The sequence below is a fragment of the Streptomyces sp. NPDC058632 genome (assembly GCF_042717095.1).
In the GTDB taxonomy this organism is placed as follows: domain Bacteria; phylum Actinomycetota; class Actinomycetes; order Streptomycetales; family Streptomycetaceae; genus Streptomyces.
Genome location: NZ_JBHXQZ010000040.1, coordinates 13,755 through 40,323, shown reverse-complemented (window position 1 = coordinate 40,323; position 26,569 = coordinate 13,755). Strand labels below are relative to the sequence as shown.

20 protein-coding genes and 6 pseudogenes are annotated in these 26,569 nt (G+C 70.5%); 7 read left to right on the top strand and 19 right to left on the bottom strand.

The window, feature by feature from the left end; translation table 11 throughout:
• Positions 1-10 precede the first annotated feature (10 nt).
• Positions 11-460, top strand: coding sequence for a carboxymuconolactone decarboxylase family protein (locus ACFWVE_RS17400; RefSeq protein WP_384014478.1), 450 nt, complete (start codon positions 11-13; stop codon positions 458-460).
• Between the two features lie 263 nt (positions 461-723).
• Here ACFWVE_RS17400 and ACFWVE_RS17395 read toward each other — a convergent pair whose 3' ends face one another.
• The 4 genes and pseudogenes from ACFWVE_RS17395 to ACFWVE_RS17380 all read right to left on the bottom strand — a co-directional run bounded on the left by ACFWVE_RS17395 (position 724) and on the right by ACFWVE_RS17380 (position 4,979).
• A complete protein-coding gene (locus tag ACFWVE_RS17395) occupies positions 724-930 on the bottom strand; it encodes a hypothetical protein (RefSeq protein ID WP_384014476.1) in 207 nt (68 codons plus the stop codon).
• A 111-nt stretch (positions 931-1,041) separates the two neighbouring features.
• Positions 1,042-2,373: a phosphatase PAP2 family protein gene (locus ACFWVE_RS17390; RefSeq protein WP_384014473.1), complete on the bottom strand. Its 1,332-nt coding sequence runs from the start codon at positions 2,371-2,373 to the stop codon at positions 1,042-1,044.
• 457 nt (positions 2,374-2,830) lie between these two features.
• Positions 2,831-3,469 (bottom strand): annotated as a pseudogene (locus ACFWVE_RS17385) (CU044_5270 family protein); the annotation flags it as partial.
• Positions 3,470-3,506: 37 nt separating this feature from the next.
• Positions 3,507-4,979, bottom strand: coding sequence for a helix-turn-helix domain-containing protein (locus tag ACFWVE_RS17380; protein WP_384014470.1), 1,473 nt, complete (start codon positions 4,977-4,979; stop codon positions 3,507-3,509).
• A 322-nt stretch (positions 4,980-5,301) separates the two neighbouring features.
• On the opposite strand from ACFWVE_RS17380, the gene ACFWVE_RS17375 reads away from it, so the two are divergent.
• Complete coding sequence (locus ACFWVE_RS17375) at positions 5,302-5,850, top strand: DUF4232 domain-containing protein (RefSeq protein ID WP_384014467.1); 549 nt, start codon at positions 5,302-5,304, stop codon at positions 5,848-5,850.
• Positions 5,851-6,121: 271 nt separating this feature from the next.
• On the opposite strand, the pseudogene ACFWVE_RS17370 reads toward ACFWVE_RS17375, so the two are convergent.
• The 9 genes and pseudogenes from ACFWVE_RS17370 to ACFWVE_RS17330 form a co-directional block, all read right to left on the bottom strand.
• Positions 6,122-6,331: pseudogene (locus ACFWVE_RS17370) on the bottom strand (VOC family protein); the annotation flags it as partial.
• A 9-nt stretch (positions 6,332-6,340) separates the two neighbouring features.
• Positions 6,341-7,803 (bottom strand): annotated as a pseudogene (locus ACFWVE_RS17365) (LysR substrate-binding domain-containing protein).
• 182 nt (positions 7,804-7,985) lie between these two features.
• Positions 7,986-8,108, bottom strand: a pseudogene (locus ACFWVE_RS17360) (LysR family transcriptional regulator); the annotation flags it as partial.
• Between the two features lie 542 nt (positions 8,109-8,650).
• Positions 8,651-9,952, bottom strand: coding sequence for a diaminopimelate decarboxylase (locus tag ACFWVE_RS17355; RefSeq protein WP_384014464.1), 1,302 nt, complete (start codon positions 9,950-9,952; stop codon positions 8,651-8,653).
• Between the two features lie 211 nt (positions 9,953-10,163).
• The gene (locus tag ACFWVE_RS17350) at positions 10,164-11,813 is read right to left on the bottom strand and encodes a PucR family transcriptional regulator (protein ID WP_384014461.1); all 1,650 of its coding nucleotides are present in this window, start codon (positions 11,811-11,813) and stop codon (positions 10,164-10,166) included.
• A gap of 217 nt (positions 11,814-12,030) precedes the next feature.
• Complete coding sequence (locus tag ACFWVE_RS17345; RefSeq protein WP_384014550.1) at positions 12,031-12,561, bottom strand: DUF4396 domain-containing protein; 531 nt, start codon at positions 12,559-12,561, stop codon at positions 12,031-12,033.
• A 297-nt stretch (positions 12,562-12,858) separates the two neighbouring features.
• Positions 12,859-13,029 (bottom strand): annotated as a pseudogene (locus ACFWVE_RS17340) (DUF4956 domain-containing protein); the annotation flags it as partial.
• A 264-nt stretch (positions 13,030-13,293) separates the two neighbouring features.
• Complete coding sequence (locus ACFWVE_RS17335; protein WP_384014458.1) at positions 13,294-14,214, bottom strand: recombinase family protein; 921 nt, start codon at positions 14,212-14,214, stop codon at positions 13,294-13,296.
• Between the two features lie 425 nt (positions 14,215-14,639).
• The gene (locus tag ACFWVE_RS17330) at positions 14,640-15,269 is read right to left on the bottom strand and encodes a TetR family transcriptional regulator (protein ID WP_384014455.1); all 630 of its coding nucleotides are present in this window, start codon (positions 15,267-15,269) and stop codon (positions 14,640-14,642) included.
• Positions 15,270-15,395: 126 nt separating this feature from the next.
• Here ACFWVE_RS17330 and ACFWVE_RS17325 point away from each other — a divergent pair, with 126 nt between their 5' ends.
• The gene (locus ACFWVE_RS17325) at positions 15,396-16,388 is read left to right on the top strand and encodes an aldo/keto reductase (protein ID WP_384014452.1); all 993 of its coding nucleotides are present in this window, start codon (positions 15,396-15,398) and stop codon (positions 16,386-16,388) included.
• Between the two features lie 45 nt (positions 16,389-16,433).
• On the opposite strand, the gene ACFWVE_RS17320 is transcribed toward ACFWVE_RS17325, so the two are convergent.
• Positions 16,434-19,649 carry a Tn3 family transposase gene (locus ACFWVE_RS17320; protein WP_384014449.1) on the bottom strand — a complete coding sequence of 1,072 codons (3,216 nt, stop codon included), beginning with the start codon at positions 19,647-19,649 and terminating at the stop codon, positions 16,434-16,436.
• Between the two features lie 362 nt (positions 19,650-20,011).
• On the opposite strand from ACFWVE_RS17320, the gene ACFWVE_RS17315 reads away from it, so the two are divergent.
• Positions 20,012-21,391, top strand: coding sequence for a hypothetical protein (locus ACFWVE_RS17315; protein ID WP_384014547.1), 1,380 nt, complete (start codon positions 20,012-20,014; stop codon positions 21,389-21,391).
• Positions 21,392-21,500: 109 nt separating this feature from the next.
• Here ACFWVE_RS17315 and ACFWVE_RS17310 read toward each other — a convergent pair whose 3' ends face one another.
• From ACFWVE_RS17310 to ACFWVE_RS17300, 3 genes are all read right to left on the bottom strand, one after another.
• Entirely contained in the window at positions 21,501-21,929 is a 429-nt protein-coding gene (locus ACFWVE_RS17310; protein WP_384014446.1) for a Pycsar system effector family protein, read from the bottom strand.
• A gap of 417 nt (positions 21,930-22,346) precedes the next feature.
• Positions 22,347-22,610, bottom strand: coding sequence for a hypothetical protein (locus ACFWVE_RS17305; protein ID WP_384014443.1), 264 nt, complete (start codon positions 22,608-22,610; stop codon positions 22,347-22,349).
• A gap of 237 nt (positions 22,611-22,847) precedes the next feature.
• The gene (locus tag ACFWVE_RS17300; protein WP_384014440.1) at positions 22,848-23,435 is read right to left on the bottom strand and encodes a DM13 domain-containing protein; all 588 of its coding nucleotides are present in this window, start codon (positions 23,433-23,435) and stop codon (positions 22,848-22,850) included.
• A 595-nt stretch (positions 23,436-24,030) separates the two neighbouring features.
• On the opposite strand from ACFWVE_RS17300, the gene ACFWVE_RS17295 reads away from it, so the two are divergent.
• Entirely contained in the window at positions 24,031-24,249 is a 219-nt protein-coding gene (locus tag ACFWVE_RS17295) for a hypothetical protein (protein ID WP_384014437.1), read from the top strand.
• Entirely contained in the window at positions 24,239-25,162 is a 924-nt protein-coding gene (locus tag ACFWVE_RS17290) for a YihY/virulence factor BrkB family protein (protein ID WP_384014435.1), read from the top strand. Before ACFWVE_RS17295 ends, ACFWVE_RS17290 begins: the two co-directional genes overlap by 11 nt.
• 91 nt (positions 25,163-25,253) lie before the next feature.
• Here ACFWVE_RS17290 and ACFWVE_RS17285 read toward each other — a convergent pair.
• Positions 25,254-25,639: pseudogene (locus tag ACFWVE_RS17285) on the bottom strand (RidA family protein); the annotation flags it as partial.
• A 114-nt stretch (positions 25,640-25,753) separates the two neighbouring features.
• Between ACFWVE_RS17285 and ACFWVE_RS17280 the strand changes: the two are divergent.
• On the top strand, positions 25,754-26,134 hold the full coding sequence (locus ACFWVE_RS17280; protein WP_384014432.1) for a winged helix-turn-helix transcriptional regulator: 381 nt from the start codon (positions 25,754-25,756) through the stop codon (positions 26,132-26,134).
• 58 nt (positions 26,135-26,192) lie between these two features.
• Here the strand turns inward: ACFWVE_RS17280 and ACFWVE_RS17275 are convergent, their stop codons facing one another.
• Positions 26,193-26,483: an SCO4225 family membrane protein gene (locus ACFWVE_RS17275; RefSeq protein ID WP_384014429.1), complete on the bottom strand. Its 291-nt coding sequence runs from the start codon at positions 26,481-26,483 to the stop codon at positions 26,193-26,195.
• Between the last annotated feature and the right edge of the window lie 86 nt (positions 26,484-26,569).

The window sequence follows — 26,569 nt, the reverse complement described above, 5'->3', positions numbered from 1 at the left end:
AGCAGGACCGATGGAAGCACGTGTGAAGAGCCCGGCGAATCCCGACGTGATCACCGCGATTCAGCACCTCACCAAGGCGATCCACGCCGGTGGCGTCGACCCGCGCCTGCTGGGGCTGGTCCACCTGCGGGCCAGCCAGATCAACGGCTGCAGCCCGTGCGTCTTTGCCGGCATCGAGGCGGCGAAGAAGCACGGAGAGACCGAGGAGCGGCTGCACAACGTGGTCACGTGGCGCGAGACGCCCTTCTTCACCGAGCAGGAGCGGGCGGCGCTCGAGCTGACCGAGGCCGCCACCCGGCTCCAGGACGGCGCGGCGGGCGTGACCGACGAGATCTGGGACGCCGTCGCCGGCCACTTCAGCGAGGAGCAACTGTCCGCGATCACCCTGGAGATCGCGATGACCAACTTCTTCAACCGGATCAACCGCACCGTCCGGGAGCAGGCCGGCAAGACCTGGTGAGCCGGGAGGAGCGCCGACCGCCCAAGGGCTTCAGCGCCGAGGTCGTGATCAGCAACGGCATCGCGACCACCATCCGCGACGACCACTGAGCCGCATCCCCACGGCGAGCCGGTGGATGGCCCCTGCGCCTTGGTGCGGGGCCCCACCGTCCCGGGGGCGCCCCGGACACGGGCCGGCCGGAGTGCGCGGTGCCGAAGAAGGCGGCGCGCCGGATCGACGCGGTGGGCGCGGAAGCAGGCGACATCGATGCGTGTCCAGCCCGCTCACCGAGTCCACACCCGCTGGAACTCTTCGGCCGGGATGCTCTCCAGCGGATCCTCTTCAGGGGCGATCGCTCGGTCTGTCAGGAAGCCGTGCCCATCCTCCAGGTGCTCCCAGTCATATCGGTGAAGTCGGCCGGTCGACGTCAGCTCGGCCTGCTTGGTGACGATCAACTCGCCGCGGTCGGGTACGGCCTCGATGCGCCACAAGCCGCCCTCCTCGAACCGGCCCGTCTTCCAGAGCGCCTTGCCGAAACTGAGCAGTGCGGTATCCCGGCCTCACTCGGGCAGCACCCGGGCGACAACCGGATGCAACACGATTCAGATCAGTTCGGGTTGCGGTTCGGGTTGCGGTTCGGGTTGCCGCGCCGGTGCGGCCCTCCGTGACCACAGTGCGGTGGTCCGCACGTAGCCGTGGATTACTGAGGTCATCGCCAGCATGAGCAGTGGTCCGGACACCCACGGATGCTCGGCCATCTGCAAGGGCAGCCAGCGGTATGACACCAGGAGCGCGGCGAAGACCGATGCGCCGTAGGCGACCAGCCGGATCCCCGGTCGGTCCCAGCCGCGGTCGAGCGAGCGCAGAGCCGCTTCGATCGTGAGCGTGAACACCACGCCGGCGATGAGGTCCGCGCCGTAGTGGTAGCCGAATCCCAGCGTTGCGCAGAGCGTGGCGATCAGCCAGAACGTTCCTGCATAGCGCAGAAGCCGTGGGCCCTTGCGGGAATGTATGAAGATCGCGGTCGCCCACGCCGTGTGCAGGCTGGGCATGCAGTTCCGTGGGGTGATCTCGTCGAACGGCATGGGGTGCGGGGTACTGATCGGCGGCGGCGTCTGCGGCCACAGGGTGGCCACGGCCCAGGGCTCACTGGGCGGCATGTCCGGCGCCCACAGGCTGACCGTCGACCAGTGCTCGGCGCCCGTGCCGTAGGCGAAGACCGGTCCGACCACCGGGAAGATCATGTAGAAGGCCGGTCCGAGGAGGCCGATCACCAGAAACGTGCGCACCAGGTGGTGGCGCGGGAAGCGGCGCTCGACCGCCACGTCGCGCAGTTGGTACAGCGCGGCGATGACCGCGGCCACCGCGAGCTGGCCGTAGACGAAGTCGAGGAAGTTGAAGCCGATGGGGCCGGTGGCCGTCACGATCCGGCCAACCAGCCACGACGGGTTGCCCAGCGCGTGATCGGCGGTTGCCACGTACTGGTCGAGCACCGCCGGGCGGGTCTTCGAGGTGATGAGCAGCCAGGTGTCGCCGGTCTTGCGGCCGGCCACCAGCAGCAGACCCAGGCCGACGCCTTTCAGCAGCAGGACTCGCTCCCGGCCGGTGCGGCGAGTGACAGCGATGACCGCACAGCCCAGGATCACCCACAAGGCGCCGTTGCCGAAGGGGTGGCCACCGGTCGTCCTGGCGTCGGCCGCCCACCGGACCACCAGGAAGGCGACGTCGACACCGATCGCCGTACCCACTGCGATGAATCGTTCCCGCCAGGTGAGCACCACCATCGTCAACGCCATGGCGGCGTACAGCAGACCGCCCGACTTGGGGGCGAATATCACCTCCCGTACCTGGTTGGTGATCGGCCCCGGCAGGCCGTGGCGACGCGCGGCGAGCTCCAGCGCGATGAGGAATCCGAGGGCCACGGCAGCGGCCACGGCCCAGAGTCCGAACCGTGGTTGACGCCATTTGGAGAACGCGGGTCTCCCACTTATTCGCGAAAAGTTCTGCGGTGGTATGTGTCTCAATTTGTGTCAGCTTTGCCGTATTTCGCCCACGTCGGAGCGGATATCGTTCATCGTCTTCCGATCAGAATTGCATCCTCCTCACGAGGAGCAGCCCGTCGGGGACAAGACGGAAAGAGCACAGTCCGGGTTCCGGCCTCGTCCTCGCCGGTGACGCCAGGGGGTTCCGTCGGACAGGAAGGACGTGCGCCGGCCGTGCTGTTGTCAGGCGCAACGGTGGCCACGACCGCCGGTGTCCCTGATGGGTCGCTACTCGTCGCGACCACATCGTTCATCGCGTTCCCCCTCCGCACGGTGGTCACGGCCGGCCGAAGCGCCGAGGTGCCGAGGTGCCGAGGTGCCGAGGTGCTCCAGTGACGCATGACCGTCGTCAGCCGGTCTGCGACGAAGCCTGCTTCGCGCCGTCGACGACGGCGCGGTTCATGACGGCGCCGGCGAAGGTGACCGTACCGGGCTTGACCAGGGCGTCATCTCCGCTGTTCTCGTTCACCTGGACCGAGCGCTCACCCAGGAGGACATGGGTCTTCTTGTCGAGGATCCGCTCCTCGCGCTGACCGCTGGTCTCGTCCAGCCGGGCCACTGCCACACCGTGTCGGCCCGCCGCGTCCACCGCGTCGTCGACCACGACGACACCTGGGATCTTCGCGGCGGCCCTGAACAGGGCCGAGTACAGCTCCGCCGGAGGGCAGGTCTCGCCGAGCAGGTCGCCGATGGTGGTGAACGCCTGCCGGTCGGAGGAGTTGTCCGCCCCCTTCGTCCCCTTCGTCCCCTTGTAGATCCTGGCCGGAAGGGCGTCGGGGTTGGCGGTCGGCTTGGTCGGACAGTCGTACGACGACGACGGACTGTTCAGGTACGCCTCCGGCGTGTTGCCCTGCTCGTCGGGAAGGCTCAGGGTTTCGCCCTCGGGGCTGTCGTTGACCGCGGGGTCGATCAGCCGGCCCTTGGTGCCGTCCGGCGACTTCCACACCTGGCGGCGGTGCAGCGCGTGACCGGCCGGGCTGCTCTTGTCGTCGACGGTCTTGACGAAGGTGCCGGGACTCCGGGGATCAGTTCTCCGTCACCCTGTACCACTCGGTGCCGCCGACCAGGTGCTCGTAGACGGGACGCCCCTGGCTGCCGCTGGTGCGGAACGGTTTTCCGTGGTCGTCGATCCGTATGGTTCCCTGACGGCCGCCGCTGGACCACTGCAGCTCCACGTACCAGTTCACATCGTGGGCACTGACACGGGCGGTGACGTACAGCACCTCGGGATCGGACTGGCTGACCTTGTAGGGGAAACCGCGCTGGCCGGCCTTCGGCACGATGGTGGGGTGCCCGGCGTCGAGGTCCGTGTCGAACGACCTCGTCTCCACGCCTCCGCCGCAGCCCGACGACCCCAGGTATGCGTTCCAGGCCGGTGGCGCGCTCGAGTTGACCACACGGACGTGCAGGGACTCGATGACGACGGTGTCGTCCCCGGTGCCCTGGACGGTCAGCGCCACCCGCTGTTTGTCGGCGGCGACGGCGCCGTGCGCCTTCACCCAGCCCGGCACGTCCTGCCCCATCACCGGCGGCGAGACTTCGCCGGCAGGCCGGTCGATCAGGTACTTCCCCTCGCACTGCGGGTCGTCCCAGGCATAGGCGCGGGTGCTCACCGTGAGCGGGACCTCATCGCTGTCCTGGGCGCGGCCCTTGTGCGCCGACGTGTCGGTGCTGTGTGCCGACGGCCTGGCGTCGGGCGTTCCGGGGGCCGGGGCCGGGGCCGGGGAGCGGCTCGGACGCACGGAGGGGGACGTGGACGCCGAGGGGCGCGGCGTGGAGGCGGCGGCGGACGGCTCTCCGGAGGAGGTCACGGTGTCGGCCGACCGGCCCTTCTCCGCCAGGTCCGTCCCCCCGTCCTTCAGACCGACCGTGAGCGCGGTGGACACGGCGACGACGACAGCGGTGCTCGCCGCGATCAGGGCCCACCGCCTGCGAGCGGTCCGGATGGGCGTCGGCGTGCGGCGAGCGAGGACAGCCTCCTCCGGCGACGGTTCGGTGACGGACCCGGGAGAATCCCCGGGCTCTCCCATGGAGGCGGGCGCAGGTGCGGACGCGGGCGCAGGCGCAGTTGCGGGCGCGGGCGGCGGCGCGAGTGCGGGGGCGGGCGGGGTGTCCGACACGGCCTCCGGCCGGGTTTGGTCCGTGCGTGCCTGCGCGGGGTGTAACTCCGGGCCTGAGCCGGACGTGGACGCTCCGGCCCGGTCCGCGGAGGCCGGTTCCGCATCCGCTGCGGCCCGCCGGGCGCGTTCCCGTGCCGCGTCCGCCAGGACCCAGCGCCGGTGCAACTCGACCAGTTCCTCGGGAGTCGCCCTGCACACCCGGGCGAAGCGGGAGACGACCGCGTTGTCGGCCGGCACTCCTTCCCCCTTGCAGTACCGGTGCAGCGTCGAGGTGCTCATGTGCGCCCGCTTCGCCAGAGCCTCGTAACTCAGCCCGGATCGCTGCTTCAACTCGCGCAGCAGTGCCGCGAAATCAGCAATCTCCTCAGCCGCCCCCACCAGTCCCCCATTCCGTTCGGCATCCCATGAAGGTCACGTTTCTCCAGGTCAGAGCCGATCGCGCATCCCAGCGTTCCGAAACTCCCGATGGAATGGCGGATGGGACGCCGCATGGCACAGCCTTGGGCCATCCAAGCACGGCGTCTCACCGGACACGGTGCTCGGCCCCGCTCAACTCCACTTCCACGGCCCGCTCTTGCGGGCACGCCCACCCGCACCCCACACAGCACGACCAGGACAAGACCGGTCGGCCGGCCAACCGGCCGACACGGTTCACCACCAAAGAATCGCCTTCCCGATGTTCAGAGAAAGCAGTCCACTCATGCGTATCGCCACTCGTTTCGCCTCCCGCACGGCCGCCTCCTCCATGGTCGTCGCCGCCGCCCTCGCGTTCGTCGGTCTCCAGGCCGCCGGGCAGACCGCCGCCGCCGCCACGAAGGAGGCCTCCTCGGTCGTCACCTGCACCACGGCGAACACCAAGCTGACCGTCACCGAGGCGTCCCGCCCGATCAACCACCTGCTGCTCAAGGCCACCAACACCGGCACCAAGCCCTGCTACGCCTACAGCGCCCCCTACCTGAGGGCCGGCGCCGACGCCCGGTCCCCGCTGCCGTGGGCCCGGGAAACCACGCCGCAGGCCGTGGTGGTGCTCGAGCCCGGTCAGTCCGCGTACGCGGGCATCACGACGTACTCCCCCGACGGCGAAGGGGGCAGCGACGCGAAGACGCTGGGCGTGCTCCTCACCGACAAGAAGGGCAACGCGGTGGAAGGGGAGAAGACCCTGAAGCTGCCGAACGGCGGTGTCTTCTTCAACAGCGCCGCCACTGTCACCTACTGGCAGGACAACCCGGCGGACGCCCTCTCCTGGTAACCACCCGGCGTCCCACGGCACAGCCGCCGGCCGCACCGGGCGTCCCGCCTTCACCGGGGGGCGCGGTGCGGCCGGCCGCGGCACCGCGGACGCCAGGCGGGCTCCCGCCGCTGTCGCCCACATCGCCACGCCGACGCGGCAGCTCGCCCGGGGAGAAGTACCCGGAATTCCCTCTCGGGCGGCGGATGGACCACGGAGGCGTTGGGTGCCATGGGCTCAGCTCCGTCCGGCCCCGGCCCCGGCCCCGGCCCCGGTCCCGGTCCCGGACGGCTCAGCCGGCCGATCCGTTCTCCGGCACGGCCCACTCGACGAACTGGATCACGATCCCGTTGGGATCCGTGACCTGGAAGAGCCGCTCTCCCCAGGGCTCTTCACGCAGTGGCATGGTGATGGCGACGCCCTCGGCCCTGAGCCGGTCGTGCTCGGCATGCAGGTCGTCGACGGTGAAGGCGACGATCGGTCCGGCCGCGTGCCGGTCACGGAACCGTTCCTAATCAGTGAGCAGGAGTGAGTCTTGGACCCGAACCTGGTCGACTGGCGCATCCCGAACGGTTGTGGATGCGCTGGTCACCCGCGTTCGCTCCGCGTCCGGCGACACGGATCGTGTCCGTGGTCCGGGATGCGGGGGTGGGTTTCCCCACGCCCACGGGTGCCGTGTCCGGCCTGGGCGGTCCGATGCCCCACACGATCGCTCTGGTCGTGTGGGGGTGGCGCCGTCCGTCGCCGGACGCGGTGCCCGAGAGCGCGTCGCCCGATCGCGACGCCGGCGGCGTCGTGGCGGGTGGTCTTGCGGTTCTTGCTGCTGAGGGGCTTCTGCCAGTGCTCGGCGCCCCAGCGGGAGGTGTAGGCGGGGTCGACGACGACGATGGTAATGCCGAGTTCGGTGGCCATGGACACGAGCCGTGCCCGCAGTTTGGCGACGGGCATGCCGGAGATCAGCTTGCGGAACCGCTTCCTGCGGCCGTGCTTCTCCCGCGTCTTCTCCGCGCCGAAGTCCAGGTCCTCGATCGCGATGGAGACGCCTTCGCGCCGTGCCCAGCGAAGGAGGCGGGTGAGGGCGTGCCTCACCTGGGCGTCCCGGTAGGTGGCCGGCCCGTCGAGGTCGTAGAGGAACCGGCGGGGCTCACCCATCGGGTTGCCGTGCTCATCCAGACGCCACGCTGCGAAGTGGTCGGCGTTGGTGTCCACACCGATGAGCCCGTTCGCCCTGGCCGCGGTCAGGGGAACGGTCTGGACCGGCGGGATCGTCCACGACGCGGTGAGGTACCAGCGGCCCCGGTCCACGTCCAGGTGGATGCGGTAGGCGACAGCACGGTTCGCCGATACGCGGTCGGCCCACTCTTCGCCGCGGTGGCGGAAACTGATCCGGCCGTCGAGCACGTACCGGCCACGCGGGGCGCTGGCCAGGTGCGCCAGCGGAGCCGGGAGCTTGATGCTGACCTCGCCGTCGGAGCTGACGCGGATGGTCTCGTTCCCGAAACGCTTTTCCGACTCCCCGTCTGCCTGGAGGAACCAGCGTCCGGCATTCCAGCGTTGCCGCCACTCGTACTCGGCCAGCCCTCCCTGCCAGGTGGCCACTTGCGGACCGCGTCGGATCGGGCGCCCGCCGGGGGTGTGGGTGGGAACGAGGGCCTCGTACCAGTAGTCGGGCACCGGTTCGCGCGGCATCAGCACGATGCGGTCACCCAGGTCCTCCATGCACACGGACGAGCGCCGGGCGAGCGGATGTGACGCGCCCGCCATCAGGACGAGCGGTCTGGCGCACAGCACCGGTCCCACGGTGAGGTCGGGTTCGCGGACCGGGAGCCAGATGAGCGCGAGGTCGACGTCGCCGGAGCGCAGCTGCCGGAAGGGATCGGTTGTCTGCGCCTCGCGGAACCGGAGTTCGCACGTGGGGTAGCGCGCCCTGAACCGACCCGTGACATCGGTGATGTCATGGGCGAGCGCGCCCATCGTCGCGAGTGTGAGGGCCCCCTGGACACCACGGGCCGCGCCGGCCGCGGTGTCGAGGCCGTCACGGATCCGCGCGTATCCGGCTGCGAGGTCGTCCCGGAGGCGGGGTCCCGGAGGCGGGCGCCGATCGACGTGAGGACCACCCGTCGGCTCGTCCGCTCGAACAGGGCCGCTCCGATACGGCGTTCCTGCTTGGTGATGGCCTGGCCGACCCGCGCCTGGGAGACATGCAGCCGCTCGGCGGTGCGGCCGAAGTGCAACTCCTCGGCAAGGGTCGGAAAGACCTCGATGTCCCGAAGTTCCACTCTGCCGCATCCCCCGTGCTGACGGTTCGACGGACATCATGCCGTCCGCCCTCCCTCGTTCGGGCCACCGCCCGGCAGGTGCCGTCGCTTCCCCGGCCGAGAGCGCGAGTCCGGTTCTCGTCACCCGCTCCACCGAAGAGAGCCCCGGACCAGTGGTCCGGGACTTCTTCGTCGTCAGCGCGTCTGCGCCCACACCGCCAGCAGACCCACTACGGCCGTACCCGCCCCGTAGCACGCGCCCCGGAGGAACTGGTCGGCCGCGATGCGCCGACGTCGTGAGATCCACCGCGCGACATCACACGTCGCCCGGCCGCAGCGCACCCTCGTGGCGGACAGCCGTTGTCCGACGGCCCTCCACCGGCCCGGGGGTGTCGCTTTCTCCGTGGAGCACCCTGACCGGGCGCACCGTACTTTCATGGCGATTGCACCTGCCTTCCGTGGCGTTGTGGTTCTCTCCGGGCATCCGGGCGCGCTCGCTCGGGCCGCGCCGGCCCGAGTGGCTGCCATCGGCGTTCTGATGGGGTCACGCGGGAGAACGGGGGTCACCGTCCGGCAAGGGCCGGGACCGGGTGGGCCTCCTGTGCGGGGCGGAGCAGCCGGAAGGTGACCCGGCCGTCGGCGTCGACGCGGGCGCCGTGCACGGCGGGTTCGGGCAGGCTGTTGTAGTGGAAGGGCGTGGAGAAGTAGTAGGCGCCGGTGTCCGGGACGACGACGAGGTCGCCGGCGTCCAGGAGGGGCAGCGCACGGTCGCGCGCCAGCAGGTCGCCGGCGAAGCAGCACGGGCCCGCGATGTCCTGCGGCACGGGCCGGCCGTGCTTGGCCCGGCCGCGGGGGTCGTGGGCCTCGATCCGCAGGGGCCACTCGTCGGGGGCGAACACCGTCCGCGTGGCGACCTGTGCGCCGGCGTGGGTGATCGCGACGGGACGCCCGCCGACGGTCTTGGTGTACTCGACGTACGCGGCGGTGAACCCGTTCTTGGCCAGCACGGAGCGGCCGAACTCGGTGACGATCTCGTACTCGCCCGAGAACAGGGCCGGCGCGTGCTCGCGCAGGTGCTCCACGTAGATGTCGAAGCCGGGCGTCGTCTCGTCGCTGTCGAAATTGACCGGCAGTCCTCCTCCGATGTCGATGCCGGTGACCTGTCGGCGGCCGAGGTGTGCGTTGATCTCCTCGGCGAACCCCACCGCCTTCGCGATACCCCGGGCGATGAGGTCCAGGGGGCAGCCCTGCGAGCCGACGTGCGTGTGCACCCGGGTGAGCCAGGGACGGTCCCGGTAGGCCCGGAGCAGTCGTTGCCGGTTGCCCTCGTCCTCCAAGGGGATACCGAACTTCGAGGTCGCGGTGGCCGTGCTCATGGCGGTGATCGAGCCGGCGCCGACCTGGGGGTTGACGCGCACGCCGATCCGGGAGCCGGAACGGCGGGTCGCCAGGATCTCGTCCAGCCGCGAGAGTTCCTGGAAGCTGTCCGCGTTCACCGCGACCCCCAGGCTCAGCGCCCGGACCAGTTCGGCCCGCGTCTTGGCCGGGGAGTCGAACACGATGTGTGCGGGGTCGAAGCCCGCCTCCAGCGCCCGGGCGAGCTCGCCGGCACTGGCGACCTCGCAGCCCATGCCGCTCAGGCGCAGTTCCTCGAGTACGGGGACCAGGCAGTTCGCCTTGGCCGCGAACGCGTGCAGGACCCGGAGGGAGTCGGGGAACGCGCTCCGCAGGGACGTGACGGTTTCGTTGACGCCGTCGAGGTCGACGAACCCGGCCAGTACGGCCGTCTCGGGTTCCAGGAGTCCTTGCTGTACGGCTGCCCGCAGAATCCGTTCACGCCGGTCGGCCTTGCCGGAACCACTCATCGTGCACCCTCCCTGAGCCGGGGTCTCACCGCCCACGGCTGCCGTGGGCGGACCACCAGACTCTCGTCGGAGCGGTTCGGGTGTCTTCGTCGGGAGCCCCGGTGTTCCGCCGCGCGGTTCTCACCGTGGAGCGAAACCGCGGACGGGGCACAGCCACCCTTGTGCTCGGGCACGAAGAAGCCGCCCTTCCTTCGTGGCGGCGCCCGAACGCTCACGCCTCCCGGCCGCCGCGCTCCAGAAGACGCAGTTGCAACTGGGCGAGGAGCCGGGCGTCCGGACTGCGAAGGTCGAGCCCGGACACCTCGGTGAGCCGGCCGATCCGGTGCCGCAGGCTGTTGGCGTGCACACCCAGCGCCCGGGCGGTGTCCGGCACGTGACCGAAGTGGTCGAGGTACGCCCGCAGGGTCTGCACCATGGTGCCCCCGCCGTGCCCGGCGTCGAACGCCACCAGGCGTGCCACCGGTGTCTCCGGTGCCAGGGCCGGCCCCGTCAGCGTGTCCAGCATCTGGTTCAGGGCGATCGCCTCGGCCACCTCGCTCGCGAAGGCGACGGTGCGGTGCTCTCCCGCCGAGAGCAGGGCTCTCAGTGCCTGGTCCGCCGACCGGCGGGACTCGGGCAGGTCCGCCAGTGTTTCGGACACCGTGCCCAGACCGATTCTCGCTTCCGGCCCGAACGCGTCGGCCACCTGCCGGACCAGCGACTTCCCCAGACGTGCGACCTGTTCGACGGCCCGCCGCGTGTCCTGGTGCAGCGCGCCCACCAGGACCAGGGCCCCCTGGGCGACCGGCACCACCACCGGCGTGAGGTCGTTCGCGCCGCAGCGCACCGCCAGCAGGGCGCCCAGCCTTCCGGTTTCCTCCCCCTTGTAGGAGGCTCCGGGGCGTACCGCCAGGACGGCGCAGTGCCCGCGCGCCGGAATCCCGGTGCGTTCGCTCAGCACGTCGGCGGACCCCCGTCCGTCGAGCAGCGCACGGGCCGCGTCCTCGACCAGCCGGGCGTGCGTGCGGTGCGACCGGTGGTGGAGCAGATGCGCGGCCGCCACCCGAGCCGCCGACCGCAGGGTGTCGGAAGCGTGCGGCGGGAGGTCACCGCCCGCGGCCGCCACCCAGATCGATCCCAGGATCTCTCCGCCCGCCCGGACGGCCACCACCAGGCGTTCGGGATTCTCCCCGTGCGCCGGCCGGTGGATGACGTCCCCCGAACCCCACAACGCCCGGAAGAACCCGGCCTCCCGCATGGCGGCCACGCGCCACTCCGGCACCCGGCGGCCGAGGATCGTCAGTCGGCGCAACTCGTCCACGTCCTCCTTCGTGGACGAGTACGCCAGGACCCGGGACTCCACGTCCTCGATCGTCACCGCGCCGCCGATCAGGACCGCCACCGCGTCGGCCAGCCCGTTCAGGTCGCCCGGCGTCACAGCCGCCACAGCCGGATCGGCGGGGACTCCGGACAGGACCAGACCGGCCCGCAGTGCGCCGACCAGCTCGGTCCAGCCGCACCACGCCGTCCGGAAGAGCACCGCCGTACCGGCGTCCTCGGCGGCCGCCCGCAGCGCGTCCGGGAGCCGCCCCGACCGGCCCGGCCCGAAGACCACCGCGGCCGCTCCCGATCCGGCGGCATCGCGCACGACGTCGACGGCGGCGGCCGACTGCGGATCGATGCCCACCGCCAGCAACGCCTGTCCCCGCGGCAGCCCCGACTCCAGCGGGTCCAGTACCGTGACTCCCTCGACCACGACCCCCAGGCCACGCGGAGCCACGCACGGCTCCAGCACACCGGCGCCCATGACCGACAGCAGTCTCTCCAGCGTCGGCCCCGGTGCGGCGGCGTCCCCCTGCGCGGCCATTCCGTTCAGCACCATCCGGCCCCCTGACGTCGGCGCGTCGCGTCACGGTGAGTGTAGGAGGAATCACGGGAATGACGCGAGGCGTGTACGCGGAGGCCGACCGCCCGACCAGCCGCCCGAGCACACGACGTGTGTGTACGTGAGGACGTCGGACGACGCCGTCCCTCCGCAAAACGCCTGCCGTTCGCCTGGGCTGATCGCCCGGGAGCCGGCGCCCCCGGTGGACGCCGGGTCAGTGGTGGGCGTGGACGACGGCGTGGCCCTTGCCGCGGCCGATCATCCACTTGTTGATCGGGGTGGTGATCAGGAAGGCGACGACGAAGCCGCCCAGGAGGGCGGACCAGAACAGCCCGTCGGACAGGTGGGCGTCCATCGCCCCGGGGGTGAGCGCGATGATGCCGTTGTCGACGAGTTCCATCACGGCGATGGACACGGTGTCGGCGGCCAGGGCGACCTTGACGGCGGCCTTGAAGCCCAGGCCCGCCCGGCGGACCGCGAACAGCGTGAACGAGTAGCCGAACAGGAAGGCGAGCGAGATCGCCAGGACCATGGTCTCGACGTTGCCCCACATCAGGGCGGTACCGATGACCATGCCGAGGATCTCACCGATGGCGCAGCCGGTCAGGCAGTGCAGGGTCGCCCTCACCGCCGTGGACCAGGACGCGCCCGGCGTGGGCGAGCCGTGGCCCTCGGCGCGATGCTCGTGGGCTGCGTGGTCGTGCGCGGTGCCGGTGTGTTGCGTGCCGTGGTCCATGACCGTCATCCCCATTCCCGTCCAGTGTGCCCCGTTACCGGGCCTCACGCCACGGAACCACATACCCCCAGGGGGTATTCCCGCAGAAGGTCGGCAAACGAAGGACGCCGTCCGGCCGACGGCACGGAGGGGCCGTCGGCACGGAAGGGCCGTCGGCACGGAAGGGCCGTCGGCACGGAAGGGCCGTCGGCACGGAAGGGCCGTCGGCACGGAAGGGCCGTCGGCACGGGGCGGATCATCGGTGACGGCGGTACCGCGTTCCAGATCGTGGGCATGTGCGTACATCCCGGACGGTCCCGTCCCCAGCCCGGGCCCCACCGATGCGGAGCCGGGCATCATCGCGACGGCGAGGACCCCGACGTTCGCGCCGGGGAAGGCCGCGACCAGGTCCCGGCGGTGGTGACGCGGAAAGTACACCCCGAAGGCGAGGACAGCGAGGGCGACAAGGCCGAAGGCGCCGAGTACCAGTCCGCTCATGAAACGCACCCCGCCTCCGGCCTCCCACCGTTCACGGTGGATCGGCTCATGGTTCAACCCTGGGCCACCCGCCTGTGAGCCGACCGGGCAGGGGCTCGAGGGAGATCGGGAACCGCACGCGCAGGCGGCTGTCCGGTCTCGTACGAGCGGACGGACCGGCCGCGGCGTCAGCCACGAATCGCAGGCGTCCGATGCGGGGGTAGCGCCGAGGTAAGCCCAAAAGCCGCCAGTACTTGATCTTGGTGGGTGTGGTGCTCGGTCCGTTCAGCGCAGGCTGGCAACCGGGAGCGCGTTGACGCGGTTCTCGTACTCACGGCGGGCCTTGCGCTGGGCCGGGACCGCCGCGGCGCCGTCGAGGGCCTGGCAGAGGCCGAGGAGCCGGTGGTGGAGCGCGGGCACGGCGGTGACGCGCAGGGTGTAGCCCTGGCCGCGCCGTACGGTCACCCCTTGGTTGAGCGTGGCGCGCTCGGCGGGCTCCAGCTCGGCCGCGCGGAGGAAGTCGGCGACCTTGCCCGGCATGTCGAGGACGACGGGGAGTTCCGGGGCCGGGGTGCTCGGCTCGGTGGCCGTGTAGTCGGGCAGGAGGTCGGCGACGGCGGTGCGGATGGCGCCCCGGCTGACGTCGTGGTCGCGGGCGAGGGCCGCGAGGGAACGGCCTTCCAGGTACGCGGCACGCACGTAGTCGGTCTTCCCGGCCGTGACGGCCGGGCGGCGCCCGCCCTTGTTGCCCTTCGCCTCGGCGGCTCGCAGTCCGTCGTACGTCAGCTCGCGCTGGAGGTCGCGTTGGAGTTCGCCGGCTGCGGCGAGGGTCTGGACCATGAACTTCACGGTGGACAGCAGTTCGCCCGTGCGCGGGTGGCGGGCGGTGAGATCCATCGCGGAGAACGCGCCGTCGTGAATGCGCAGCGCCACCTGGTCGCGGTGCAGGACGTCGAGCACGTCGAGGATGTGCCCGGTGCCGCGCACGAGGCGGAACATCTCGGAGATGTGCACGGTGTCGCCCGGCCGCGCGTACACGAGCAGTTCGGCGAACTTCGGGCGCTGGAGCGGGTGGAGGCGGCTGGAGGTGCCCGCGGCTTCCTCGAAGGCGACCGGGTCCTCGATCCCGGCCTCGGCCAGGACGAGGTTCTGGCGGTCGGTCGATTGCTGGTCGGTCGACACCCGTTTGTAGACCAGGTTGGCCATGCCGCTCCTCGTGTCGGTGCTCGCATTCGACCCTAGCTGTCAGCAAACCCTGTCATCAGCCGTCATCGGATCCGATTGGATTGGCGCCGCCGCAAACCCCCGGATTGCACGGGTTCATTGGTCGCGCCGGCTGCCTGTCGTCAAACGATCGTTTGACGACACGAAGGGGCGGTACTTGGTGTGCGACGTTCCCCGAGTTCTCCTGGGCCCCGCGGAGTCCCCGACCCGTGCCCGGGGGTTCTTGCGCGTTCGCGTGGCCTGCGCCCCTGTGGCGAAACTGCTCATTTCTACGAGTGCGAACCTCGGGACTTTCCCGCGCGATCAGGACGAGTAGGACCGGGTGGCCGGAGCCTTGCCACGAGAACCCCCATTCCGGTCACCAGCGCATGTGCCCCCGTGCGGGTTCCCGCCTGGTGTGGGTGCGCTCAGACCTCTCGGGGGAAGAGCTGCTCGACTGCGGTCACCACGGCGTCGCGGCGGGCTGCGGTGGAGGAGTCTGTGGCGTGCTCGGCCGCGGCTTCGGCGAGTTCGGGTTGGGCTGCCCACGTAGTGGCGATCTGGTTGACCAGGGCGAGGACGTCGGCCGGGTCCCAGGCGGGACTGAGTTGCCCGGCCTGCTGAGCCTGGCTGAGCTGGTCGAGCTTGCGGACGATGGCCGCCCGGGTGGGATCGTCTTCGGTGGCCGCGGCGTCAGCCAGTTCGAGGCGACCCCAGGTGATCAGGCGGTGATGGTCCGGACGGGCGGTGAAGTAGTCGAACAGGCGGCCCGCGTAGCCGGGAAGGTCGGACGGGTCTATCTGGACGGCTTCGGCAATGACGGAGAACTCTCGCCCGGCGACATGGGCGTAGAGCGCCTCCTTGCTGCGGAAGTAGGCGTAGACCCGCTCCTTGCTGGTCCGAGCGCGTTTGGCGATGCGGTCGACGCGGGCACCGGCGATGCCGTGGCGGGCGAACTCCTCCATGGCGGCGGCGAGTATCCGTTCACGCGTGGTGTCGCCGCCGTCAGAAACAGTTGCGGGTGCTGAGGTCTGGCCGGCGTCGAGGGAATGGGACATAACCCCAGGGTAAAGCACCGAACGGTTTGGTTTGGCGTTGCGGGATGCCTGCCCGTAGAGTTAAAACCGAACAGTTCGGTTCGATCCGTTCGGGGTGGGACCGACAAGCACGGAGGAAGTGAACTTATGCAGCAGCGCAACCTGGGCTCTCAAGGCCTGCGCGTCTCGGCGCTCGGTCTCGGCATCATGGGCATGTCCATGGCTTACGGCGCGTCGAACGATGACGAGGGCACCGCCACCATCCACCGCGCGCACGAACTCGGGATCGACTTCTTCGACACCGCCGAGCTGTACGGCGCCGGTACCGGCAGCAACGAGATCCTGCTGGGCAAGGCGGTCCGGGGCTTCCGTGACGAGGTGGTCCTGGCCACCAAGTTCGGCTTCGACATGACCGCCCAGCCGCTCGGCTCCGGCTTCGACAGCCGCCCCGAGAACATCCGCAAGGTCGCCGAGAACAGCTTGCGCTACCTGCAGAGCGACCACATCGACCTGTTCTACCAGCACATCTCCGACCCCGACGTCCCCGCCGAGGAAGTCGCGGGCGTAGTCGGTGAACTGATCACCGAGGGGAAGGTCAGGTACTTCGGCCTGAGCAACGTCGGACCCCAGTACATCCACCGCGCCCATGCCGTCACCCCGGTCTCCGCCCTTCAGTACGAGTACTCCCTCTTCGAGCGCGAGGTGCAGGAGGCGATCCTCCCCGTCCTGCGGGAGCTCGGCATCGGCCTGGTGCCTTACTCCCCGCTCGGCCGAGGCTTCCTGACCGGTGCGGTCAAGCCCGCGAGCGAATACCCTGCGGACGACATGCGCAGCTGGGACGAGCGCTGGCAGGGCGAGAACTACACCTATAACCTCCGCGCCACCGAACAGCTCAAGGAACTCGCCGCGGCCAAGGGCATCACCACCGCCCAACTCGCGCTGGCCTGGCTCCTCGCCCAGGGTCAGGACATCGTGCCCATCCCCGGCACCCGCAGTGCCAAGCGTCTCGAAGAGAACGCCGGCGCGGACAGCGTCCAGCTCACTGACGCCGACCTGGCCCGCATCACCGAGATCCTTCCCCACGGCTCGGCGGGCAGCCGCTACCCGGCTGCGGCGATGACCAACTTCACCACCGACTGATCCCGTGTAAGCGACCGAGCGGATGTCGCCTCGGCTGTGGCCGTCTCAGGCGGCCTGGCCGAGGCCCGCAGCGGTCAGGTCCTGCTCGCGGAACTGGGTGAAGTCGACATCGAGTTTCGTCTTGTACGCCTCGGGCTGGATTCCGAGTTCGTGGGTGGAGTACTCGCCGAACCGTTTGATGTGCTCCGTCAGGTACGGCGAGATATGCGCCAGGTCCTCCGGGTCGATCTCCCAGCCCTCCTGAAGGAGCTGTCGGACGATCTCCGCGATGTCCAGGGCGTTGTGGAAGATCACCGCGTTTGTGAGCAGGGCGTTGAACTTCATCGCCTTCTCCTGCTCGATGGGGTCGTTGTCGGCGAGGACGCCCTGGTTGCCGAAGCCGACCCACTGGGAGAACCGGTTGAACGACTCGACCTTGTTCGTCGCCGCGGTCACCCGCCGGCGCAGCGGCGCGTCCGAGAGGTAGCGCAGCAGCTGCACCGTGCGGATCACGCGGCCGACCTCACGGAAGGCGGTGTAGGTGGAGTTCTTGTGCGAGCCCGACCGCAGCCGCTTGAGCAGCGTCGAGGACGAGATGGCGCCCTCCCGCACGGACACGGCCACCTTCATCAGGTGCCGGAACTGGGACTCGATCAGATCCCAGTCGATGACGTTCTTGCCCGGCTCGCCGAACAGGGAGTCGATGTGGACGTACTCGCTCTGCTTGGACGGACGGTAGAAGGTCAGGCCCTTCCAGTTCCTGATCCTGGGCATCAGATCGAAGCCCAGCAGATGCGCCAGGGCGAAAACGGGCACGCTCTGGCCCTGGGTGTCGGCGTGCACGGTGGTCGGCTTGACCTCGGAGGTGTTCTTGAGGAGGCCCTCGATGATGTAGACGGCCTCCCACACCCCGCACGGGATGAAGTGCGTGAACAGCGCGATATAGGTGTCCGAGATGTGGTGGTAGGCGATCCCGCCCGCCTTGCCGTACCGCACGCTCGTCTCGGCGAGCAGGTTGTTGAGGTACGTGTCCATGTGGGTGCCGTCCGCCGCCACGGCGGTGCCGTCGCCCCACGCCTGGGAGATGTCGAGGCGGGCGTGCGCGTTGACCAGGTCGGCGACGGCCTCGTTCAGCAACGCGATGGAGAAGTGCCGGTTGGCCACGTACGACAGCTCGTGCCCGGACACCCCGGGGATGTGCTTGGCCGCCTCGTACGGGCCCATGTTGGTGCCCTTGACGAAGGTGGTGAGCACGTACCGGCCGAACGGGTCCTTCAGCTTCGGGTCGTTGCCCGAGGGAGGCCCGAAGCGGCGCCACCACTCCACCCAGTACGCGGTGCGGGCCACGATCCCCATCAGTGTGCGCTCCGGCATCCGGGCCTTGACCTCCTGCTCCAGGCGCTTCGCCGAGGGCCGCTGCCCCTTGGAGCGGTGCGGCTTGAGTGACGGAATGCCGGTCTCGGGGTCGATGACCAGGCCCTCGTTGTCCGGGTACCCGGCATCCGCCGCCGCGGCAGCATTCCGCAGCTTGTCTTCCAGCTGCCGGCGGAAGGACGCCGCGTCGAAGGCACGGGCCTCGCCCTCCTCGCACAGCCCGACCTCCACCAGGTAGTCGGCCAGTTTCTCCTGGATGTCCTCCCACGCGAGCAGCTGCTCGGACCAGTCGGCGTACTCCTCCGAGCCGGCCACCGCGACGTCGCCGGTGCGCAGCTCCTCGGCGAGGTGGGTGAAGACCATCGCTTCGAAGTGCTTGCGGACGAACCGGCCCGGCCGCGTCTTGTCGAGTACGGCCTTGCGCCAGTTCTGCGTGGCGAAGGAGATGTCGATGGTCTTGCCGTTCTCGCCGAGCGCGGTGATGTACTCGCCGCGGGCGCTCTCGTGCCGCATCGCGTGCGTGAGCGCGGTCAGCACCCGCCCGTCCTCGGACGTGGTGGTGAACTCCAGCTTCTCCGCCAGGTCGAACATCACCGACCGGTCCCGGCCGAGCTGTCCGTACAGCAGCACTTCCCAGAAGTTGCCGTGATGCGCGGAGACCTTCTCGATCTGCTCGTACTGCCCCGCGAACCCGCCGAAGCTCTCGACCGCCTTGGTGACCGCCCCCAGGCCGCCGGCCTGCACCAGCTGGGCCTTGGCCAGGGCAAGCACGGCAGGGGAGACCTCCCCGCCCAGGCGCCGGGCAACCTCCTCCACCGGCGCTGCCTCGTCCAGCCCTTCCAGGGCCTTCACGGCCTCGACGGTCATCGCCGCGGCCTTCGCCAGCGCCTCCTGGGCGGGGCCGCCGTCGTCGAGGTTCTTGAGCACAGTGCGGTAGTTCCCGATCAGGGCCTCGACGATCTCCCGCTCGGCGCGCCGGATCTCCTCCAGCTCCTCCTTGGCCTTCTTGATCTTCATGGCGACCCGCTTGCAGAACATCGTCGCCAGATCGTCCCGTACCCGCATCCGTGCCTTGTGGGCGAGGCAGGCCAGCAGCGCGATCCGCTTGACGGCCGCGTAGTCCCGCAATTCGGAGGCGTCTGCCGCGTCCGCTTCCCCGGCGAAGTCGGTGACCTTCGGCGCCGCGACGCCGTCCACCCACACCGCGGTGTCGCCGAGCTCATCCAGCCACTCCAGGTGCGTGAACAGGCGCTTGAAGTGCGACCAGCTCGGGCCCTGGGCCCTCTGCTTCAGCCGGTTGAACTGCGTGGTGCCGTCGCTGTCGCGCTCTTCCAGCAGCCGCAGCATCCCCGCCTGCTCGGCGAGGCTCATCCGGTCATGGATGCCGCAGCAGATCGAGGCGTTCACCTCGGTGCGGACCGTGGAGGTCATCGTGTCGAAGGTGGAGAACGCCGGCAGTTCCAGCCCGGCCGCCACCACCTTCTCCAGCGCGATATTGATCAGGTCGGCGGGGCGGTTCTTCGCAGCGGCCTCCTTGCGGATCGCCGCCTCAGCGATCTGCCGGGCCTGGGATTGCTGGTACTTCGTCCCCACCCGCTGGCGCACCTCCGTACGCTGCCGCTCAGCGGTGCGGCCCGTCTCGTACAACGGGAGCGTGCCCTCCGGCAGCTCGACCGTACGGCGGACGAAGTCGACCACCATTTCCGGATACTCGTCCGGCTTCGGGAACCGGCCCATCCGCTGATACGACTTCAGCGCCAGCAGCAGCGCGAGCTGATGCCCGTCGGAGTCCATCCGCTCGGCGGCCCACGCCGCCTCCTCCCGCGTCGGCGCGAAGAAGAGATGCAGCTCATGCGCGGTGATCAGCCGCTTGAACCGCGGGTACGCGGTCCGCTCGATCGAGGTCACAAGTCCCGCCCCAGGCCCAGAGATCGGTCAGTATCAGCATCAACGACCTTCGGCCGAATGGGTGACGGCCACTACTGCACAGGGCGCCAAAATCAAGTACTGGCGGCTTTTGGGCTTACCTCGGCGCTACCCGATGCGGGCACCGCAGCCCTTCGAGCGGGAGGCTCTCCGCTTGCTGTTCCTGGAGGCGACGGTCGCCAAAGTCCCCCACGGCCACGAGGATCCACGCGGCCGCTCGGTCGGTCCTTCTTTATTCTCTGCGTCCGTCTGCGGCGTCCGCGTACGATCCCCTCGCCGCCCGTACACCAGTGCGCATCGGGGCACCGGTGTACGGGCATTCGACAGGGAGGGACCACTTGACCATGTCCTTCGGCGCGGGATTACGTGCCGTCCTCGCTTCTCTGGGAGTCCTCGGCCTGACGCTGGCCGCCGTCGCATCGCCCGCGAGCGCCGCTGACGGAACGCCCACCGCACCCACTCAGCTGTTCAACGGCAACCGGCACTGCTCGGCCGACGTGAACCGGCCCACCCACCTCTGGGCCCGCGACGGCCTGGTCATCACGGGCATCCCCGGCACCACCGGCGACTCCCTGGTGACTGCGCGGTATCAGATCTGGCCGACCACCGACCCGGAGCAGATCACCACGGTTACCCGCGACCGGGCCAGACCCCGGTTCGAGGCTCCCGCCACCGTGCCCGCCGCCGCGCTCACCGATGGGCAGACCTACGCCTGGCAGGCACAGACAGTGGCCGGGAACGCGGCCTCGGAGTGGTCTGCTCCCTGCTACGTCACGATCGACAACACCCGCCCCGCGAACGCGCCCACCCTCTCCTCGCCGAACTACCTCCCGGACGGGTGGAACCAGGGCGGCCGGCCGGTCACGTTCACGCTGAACGCCAACGGCGCCGACGATGTCACCGGGTTCCAGTTCTCCTGGCATCAGGACCTTTCGGTCATCGGCACCAGCATCGGCGACTACGGCATCCCGCAGCCCGTCGACCCGTACTCGGACCCCGAGTACTTCAAGCGCGCCGACACCCCCGGTGGTTCGGCAACGCTCAGCCTGATTCCGCCGCGCGGTGCCGGCGTGATGACTTTGTGGGTGCGCAGCCTGGACCGGGCCTTCAACGGCTCGGCGGTCACCAGCTACACGTTCCGCGTCGGTTCCACGGCTCCGACTGTCACCCCGGCCGTCCCGTCACCCGAGTTCGGCAGGAAGACCACGTTCACGCTCCGGCCCGACGCGGCGCTCCAGTCGACGAGCCCGGTCGTCGGTTACTCCGTACAGACCGGCGACGGCCAGGGCGGCACCAGGACCGTCGACGTCACGGCGGCGGAGGACGGCACAGCGCAGGTGGAGCTCACGCTCGACGGCATCTACGGCGAATTGCTCCAGGTGACCAGCAGGAGCGCGAACGGCTGGGTCAGCGACGCGGCATCGTGGAACATCAGCTACGACACGACGCCCACCGTCACTTCGGACGTCTACCCCGAGAACGGATCGAGCGGCGGCGCCGGCGTCCCGGGCACGTTCACGTTCGCGCCGAAGGTGGAGGACGTCGTGAACTACACGTACTCCTTCGACGGGGGCCCCGAGGTCGCGGTCGCTGCGGGCCCCGACCACACCGCGAGCACCGAATGGATCCCGGACACGGACGGTTTCCACTACCTCACGGTCTACGCGACGACTCGCTCCGGCATTCAACTGGCCTCCTACGACTACTTCTTCACCGTGAACTGACCTCGCGAACGGACCGTTGCCCGGCACGCCCGAACCCGTCGAAGCCACCGGTGGGTCCGGGCGGTCGCGGCATCCGTGGCACCCGACGGGCGCGGGCGCCCGGTGGGCATCACGCGGCGTACAGGGCGGCTGCGAACTGGGGGAGCGCCACGACCAGCATGAAGGTGCCCCGCTCCACCCAGCGGTACTTCCTGCGGACGATCTCGCTGGTGACCAGCAGGGAGGCGAGCAGGGGTCCGGCAGGATCGCTCGAGGCACGCGTGAGGGCGCGGCTCAGCCCCTGGGTGCCCATCCCCGCTGTGATGTGTCCGAAGTACCCGGGGCCTGCGGTGCCGTGCCGCCTGCCGGCCCGGTGGCGCGGCGCGATGGCGCACACGAAGCAGAGGATGGCCAGGAGCGAGGTTCCGGCCGCGCTCAACCGCAGGGCCTCGGGGTTCGGGGAGACGCTGACGAAGGCACCGAGCACGGCTCCCGTCACCCCGAGCAGGACGGCAGCTTTCGTATCCGCCCGTCCGATCTCCGCCCGGTTCGCCGTCATCAGACGCTCCATCGCCGCCACGACCTGCGTTCGCACCCTTGGTCAACCCATGCATGGGCCCCCAACAGCGCACGTCAGACGCGTAACGCCCCACCGGACGGCTGGCACCCCGCGTGACGTGCGGCTCACCCAATGCACAGCGGAACTCTGGTGCTCAACAAGCACAGCCCGTGACTTTCCGCCGAAAACACCGCAGCGCGAGCACATCGGCACCCGGAGCGCCATCGGCCCGGACACCACCGGGGCGGGCCGGGCCGCCCTTCGATCGGCTGCGGCACCCTTCGGACATGCGTTGATCCGGACAGGGCTCGCGGGACAGTCGATGTCCATGAAGGCGCGGCGGACGGGCCGGACCGTGTTCGGCCTCGACCACGGGACCTCGAGAGGACGGTGGGTCGGGGCGGATTCCGCTACGCGCTATCCACGGGCGGCGAGGTGGGCGAGCAGTGCTGCTCCGGCTCCCAGGACGACCAGCTGCACGAGGCCGGGAATCCGCCATCGCAGGGCAAGAAGACCGCCGCCCGTCACCACGGCGCCGCCGGCCAGGAGCCACATCCCCCGCAACGCTTCCCCGGGCGCGTCGGGCGCGTTGCCGTCGTCGTGGCTGTCGGCCCAGCCCGTCATCCCGTACCCGAACACCAACCAGGTGACGGCCATCAGGTCGACAACGAGCAGCGCCACGCCGACCCCGACCTGCGCACCGGTCGACGGCCCGCCGCCGGGCCTCATCCCCGCCCCCGTCCCGTACACGGGTGAAAGCCTGCTGATCGCATACCGTCCAGCATGCTGCCGTCGTGGGCGCCGCGCATGAGCACAACTACTCAGATGTGCCGCCCTCTTGGGGCCGCATGGGTGCAGTCGGCCCGTCACCGGCCGGCTCGCCGGGAAACGGCCCGCGCGGGAACCCCGCCGTTCGCGTCAGGCCCGGGCCAGTTCGGCGGCGCCGAAGGAGACGTCGAAGCGGTCGCACCAGATGCTGACGCTGCTGAACCGGGCCGGGTCGACGTCTTCGGGCAGGGCGTAGTTGTGGCTGCCCTTGTTGCCCTTGAGCTTGCCGAGGCTGACGTACTCCCCGTCGTCGAAGACGCGCCAGCCGGCGGTTCCCTCCTTCACCGGCGCGTCGGTCAGCCACACGCGCAGGTCGGGTCCGTTGCTGGTGTCGAGCCGCTCCAGGCGCACCACGTGGGAGCCGTCGGCCAGTTGGACGAGCTTCACCGTGCCGGACGTCGCGTGCTCGTGGCTGATCAGCTCGCCGCTCGCCACGGTCACCGGTCCGGCCGTCGCCGCATCCGCCCCGGAGGGCTCTCCGGAAGGCTCACCGGCCGGCGCCTCGGCGGGCGCCGTCGAGGCGGCCACGGTCCCGGGCAGTGCCTCCCGCACCGTCTCGTCCTGCCACAGCTTCCACGGCTGGAACCAGTACAGCCCGAAGCCGACCACGACGGCCGCCACCACCAGCACCGCACCGACCGTCCGCGGCCTGCTCGACGCGCTCCGCACCCGTCCCATTTCCGCCTCCTCGTAAGAACCGCTCGTCTCCCCCCATTCAATGGGCCGAGCGGCCGTCCGGGGCCGCCCGACGGATGACGAAACCCTTACGTCTGCCACGTCCGCCACGTCTGCCACGTCCGCCCCGGTACGGGCGGCCCGGTACGGGCGGCCCGGTACGGGCGGCCCGGTACGGGCGGCCCGGTACGGGCGGCCCGGTACGGGCGGGCCGGTGTGGGTGGGCCGGTGTGGGTGGCCCGGTACGGGCGGGCCGGTACGGGTGGGCCGGTGTGGGTGGACGGGTCGGACGAGGCCTGTGACCGTCACGGTCACCCGTGCCGTGGGCCCCTCGGGGGACAGAGCGGCGAGGACCACACCGTGAACGACTCCGCCAAGGTCGTCCGCGGCAGCGTCAGGACCGTCGACGCCGAGGACCACACCATCGACACCGTCCTCATGCCCGCTGCCTGACGGTGCGGGGGAACGGGGCCGGGGCCGCAAGTGCCCCGGCCCCGCCGGTGTTCCGCCGACGTTTGCGGGCATCCGCGTCACAACCGCGACCGCGGCGGTCCCCACAGACGGAGGCACGTCATCCGACGCGGAGAGGGGGCATGCCATGACCACGCAGACCGCAGTCACCACGAGGGATCCGAAGGGCCTGGCGGCGCCACGCACCGGCGGCGCGGCGCAGGCGACCACGGCGGCGTCCGCGGACGCCGCCCCGCCCGCCCTGTGCGCGGGGACGGCCGAGGCAGAGACGTCGGCCGCTCCGTATCGCGCGCGCACCCGCAACCGTACCGGCGCGGCCCCGCACGGCAGACCCCGTGTCCGCTGACCCGCACGCCGGCGGCGCCCGCCGCGCCCTCCGCCGCGCCGCCCGGCCGAGGCTGCCCGCCGCGTGGGGGCCGGCGCTGCGGCGCACCCCGGCGTCCCTGTGGAACGACGACATCTCCGACTACGCCGCGGCCCTGACGTACTACGCGATCCTGGCGGTGATGCCGGCGATGCTGGTGACCGTCCTGGCGTTCGGCACGTTCAGCCCGAGCACGGCCGAGGAGTTCGTCACCCACGTCACCGCGTACGCCCCCGCCGAGTCCGCCGACGCCCTGCACGCCGTCCTGTCCCGCGTGCTGGGCACGGACGGGAGCGCCTGGCCGCTGCTGGTGGCCGGTACCGTCAGCGCGTTGTGGTCCGCCTCCAGCTACCTCGCCGTCTTCCGCCGTGCCCTGCACCGCATGCACCGGGTCGAGGACCGCCGTTCGCCCTGGCGCACGGCGCACCGCATCGTGCTCACCGCCCTCGCCCTGCTCGCCCTGCTCCTGGCCGGCTCCCTCGCCCTGCTGCTGACCGGGCCGCTGGCGCAGGCCGTGGGCCGGGTCATCGGCCTGGGCACCACAGCGGCCTGGGGCTGGAACCTGCTGCGCTGGCCGCTGCTGCTGTGCCTGGTGGCACTGCTGGTCGTCGTGGTCTTCCACACCGGGCCCGTCCCGGCCCGTCGGCGCGGGCACAGCGTGCCGGGCGGCATGCTGGCCGCCGCGCTCTGGCTGGCCGTCTCCACGGGGTTCACGCTGTACGCCTCCACCCTGAGCACGTACAGCAGGCTCTACGGCTCCCTCGCCGGCGTCGTCGTGTTCCTCGTCTGGCTCTGGCTGTCCAACCTCGCGCTGCTCACCGGCGCGCAGTTCACGGCGGAACTCGGCAAGGCCGGCACCCCCGACGAGAGCACCGGGACGCCTCCCGGACCGTAGGGCTCGCCCGTGCCGTCGATGCCGCAGCACCAACGGGTCCCCTGGCCGCGCGGGTCCGTGGATGCGGCTCCCGGAAGTACGCCGCCGGCCCCGTGCCGACGACGCAGCCGGTCTCGACGACCTGGCCGGGGAACGTCAGTTCGCCAACGCCGACGACGGTGCTGACCGGGTGGTGGCCGCCGAGGTACGCCCGGTTGCCCTCCGCCACCGTGTCGGCGTTCCGCAACAGGTTCACCACGTACGGGGTCTGCGAGACGACCTGGTTGCGGGTGACGCCGTAGTGGTCCAGGACCTTGTCGACGTCGGTGTAGGTCGGCTTGAGCTGGGCGGCGAGGTCTTCGGCGTGACGGAACGCGCCCTCCTGTCGAGCGAGAGCTGACCGGACACGTGGATCAGGTCGCCGGACCTGATCGCCTGCGTGTAGCCGAAGCCGCTCTCGGCCGGGACGTGGTGGTGGAAGACGTCGGTGGTGGCCATGTTGATTGTCCTTCGGTGAGGGCGCGCACGCACGCTCTCTTGTGGTTACCCAGGAACTGCAGGAGAGTGGCTGCCGACCTGGAAGAACGCACTTTTCGGTGACTGGGGAACCAGATGGGAACCAAGCAGTACACGGGCTCGCCCGAGGATGCGGACCTGAGGCGCGCGGATTCTCTGGCGCGGGAGATCTTCTCGGACGTCGCCAACAAGTGGGCACTGCTGATCATCGAGGGACTCGGTGACCGGACTCTGCGCTTCAGCGAGTTGCGGGACGCGGTCGAGGGCATCAGCCACAAGATGCTCACCCAGAACCTGCGCATGCTGGAGCGCTACGGCCTGGTCGAGCGCACGGTGCACCCCACCGTGCCGCCGCGGGTCGAGTACACCCTCACCGAACCGGGCCGGGCCCTGCGCGCCATGGTCGACGGCATGTGCGGCTGGACCCACCAGTACCTCGGCCACATCGACGCCGCCCGTCAACGCTTCGACTCCTGACGGAACCTGCCGGAATCCCCGGGGGCGCGCGGCACCCGGCAGCCCCACACCCGGCTGCTCAGCCGGCCGGGTCCGGGCGGCCGCCGCGGCGGAGCGCGCGGGCGCACCAGCCGATGACCGCGGCGTTGGCCAGCGCGCCGCCGACGATCGCGACGAGGAGCGTCATGGGGCCGCCCGGCAGCAGGAGCAGCACGATGCTCACCGGGGCCGTGGCCAGCAGCGGGATGACGCCCGCGAAGGACGCGTCCGAGCCGTCGCCGGTGGCGCTCACCACGAGCGCCCACACGAGCAGGGCGGCACAGCCCCCGAGGTAGACGAGGGCGAACACATCGCCGAAGAGGTGGCGCAACCGACGGGAAAGGGATCTGGCAAGCCGGCCAGGACTGGCAGGACTGGCAGGACTGGCAGGACTGGCAGGACTGGTGGATCCGCCGG

Excerpts from the sequence above, each read along its gene's own strand:
- ACFWVE_RS17350 (WP_384014461.1), bottom strand. The coding sequence starts at position 11,813 with ATGGTGCTGAACGGAATGGCCGCGCAGGGGGACGCCGCCGCACCGGGG.
- ACFWVE_RS17300 (WP_384014440.1), bottom strand. The coding sequence starts at position 23,435 with ATGGGACGGGTGCGGAGCGCGTCGAGCAGGCCGCGGACGGTCGGTGCG.
- ACFWVE_RS17345 (WP_384014550.1), bottom strand. The coding sequence starts at position 12,561 with ATGACGGTCATGGACCACGGCACGCAACACACCGGCACCGCGCACGAC.
- ACFWVE_RS17355 (WP_384014464.1), bottom strand. The coding sequence starts at position 9,952 with ATGAGTGGTTCCGGCAAGGCCGACCGGCGTGAACGGATTCTGCGGGCA.
- ACFWVE_RS17310 (WP_384014446.1), bottom strand. The coding sequence starts at position 21,929 with ATGACGGCGAACCGGGCGGAGATCGGACGGGCGGATACGAAAGCTGCC.
- ACFWVE_RS17335 (WP_384014458.1), bottom strand. The coding sequence starts at position 14,214 with ATGGCCAACCTGGTCTACAAACGGGTGTCGACCGACCAGCAATCGACC.
- ACFWVE_RS17400 (WP_384014478.1), top strand. The coding sequence starts at position 11 with ATGGAAGCACGTGTGAAGAGCCCGGCGAATCCCGACGTGATCACCGCG.
- ACFWVE_RS17315 (WP_384014547.1), top strand. The coding sequence starts at position 20,012 with ATGTCCTTCGGCGCGGGATTACGTGCCGTCCTCGCTTCTCTGGGAGTC.
- ACFWVE_RS17280 (WP_384014432.1), top strand. The coding sequence starts at position 25,754 with ATGGGAACCAAGCAGTACACGGGCTCGCCCGAGGATGCGGACCTGAGG.
- ACFWVE_RS17330 (WP_384014455.1), bottom strand. The coding sequence starts at position 15,269 with ATGTCCCATTCCCTCGACGCCGGCCAGACCTCAGCACCCGCAACTGTT.
- ACFWVE_RS17375 (WP_384014467.1), top strand. The coding sequence starts at position 5,302 with ATGCGTATCGCCACTCGTTTCGCCTCCCGCACGGCCGCCTCCTCCATG.
- ACFWVE_RS17295 (WP_384014437.1), top strand. The coding sequence starts at position 24,031 with ATGACCACGCAGACCGCAGTCACCACGAGGGATCCGAAGGGCCTGGCG.
- ACFWVE_RS17325 (WP_384014452.1), top strand. The coding sequence starts at position 15,396 with ATGCAGCAGCGCAACCTGGGCTCTCAAGGCCTGCGCGTCTCGGCGCTC.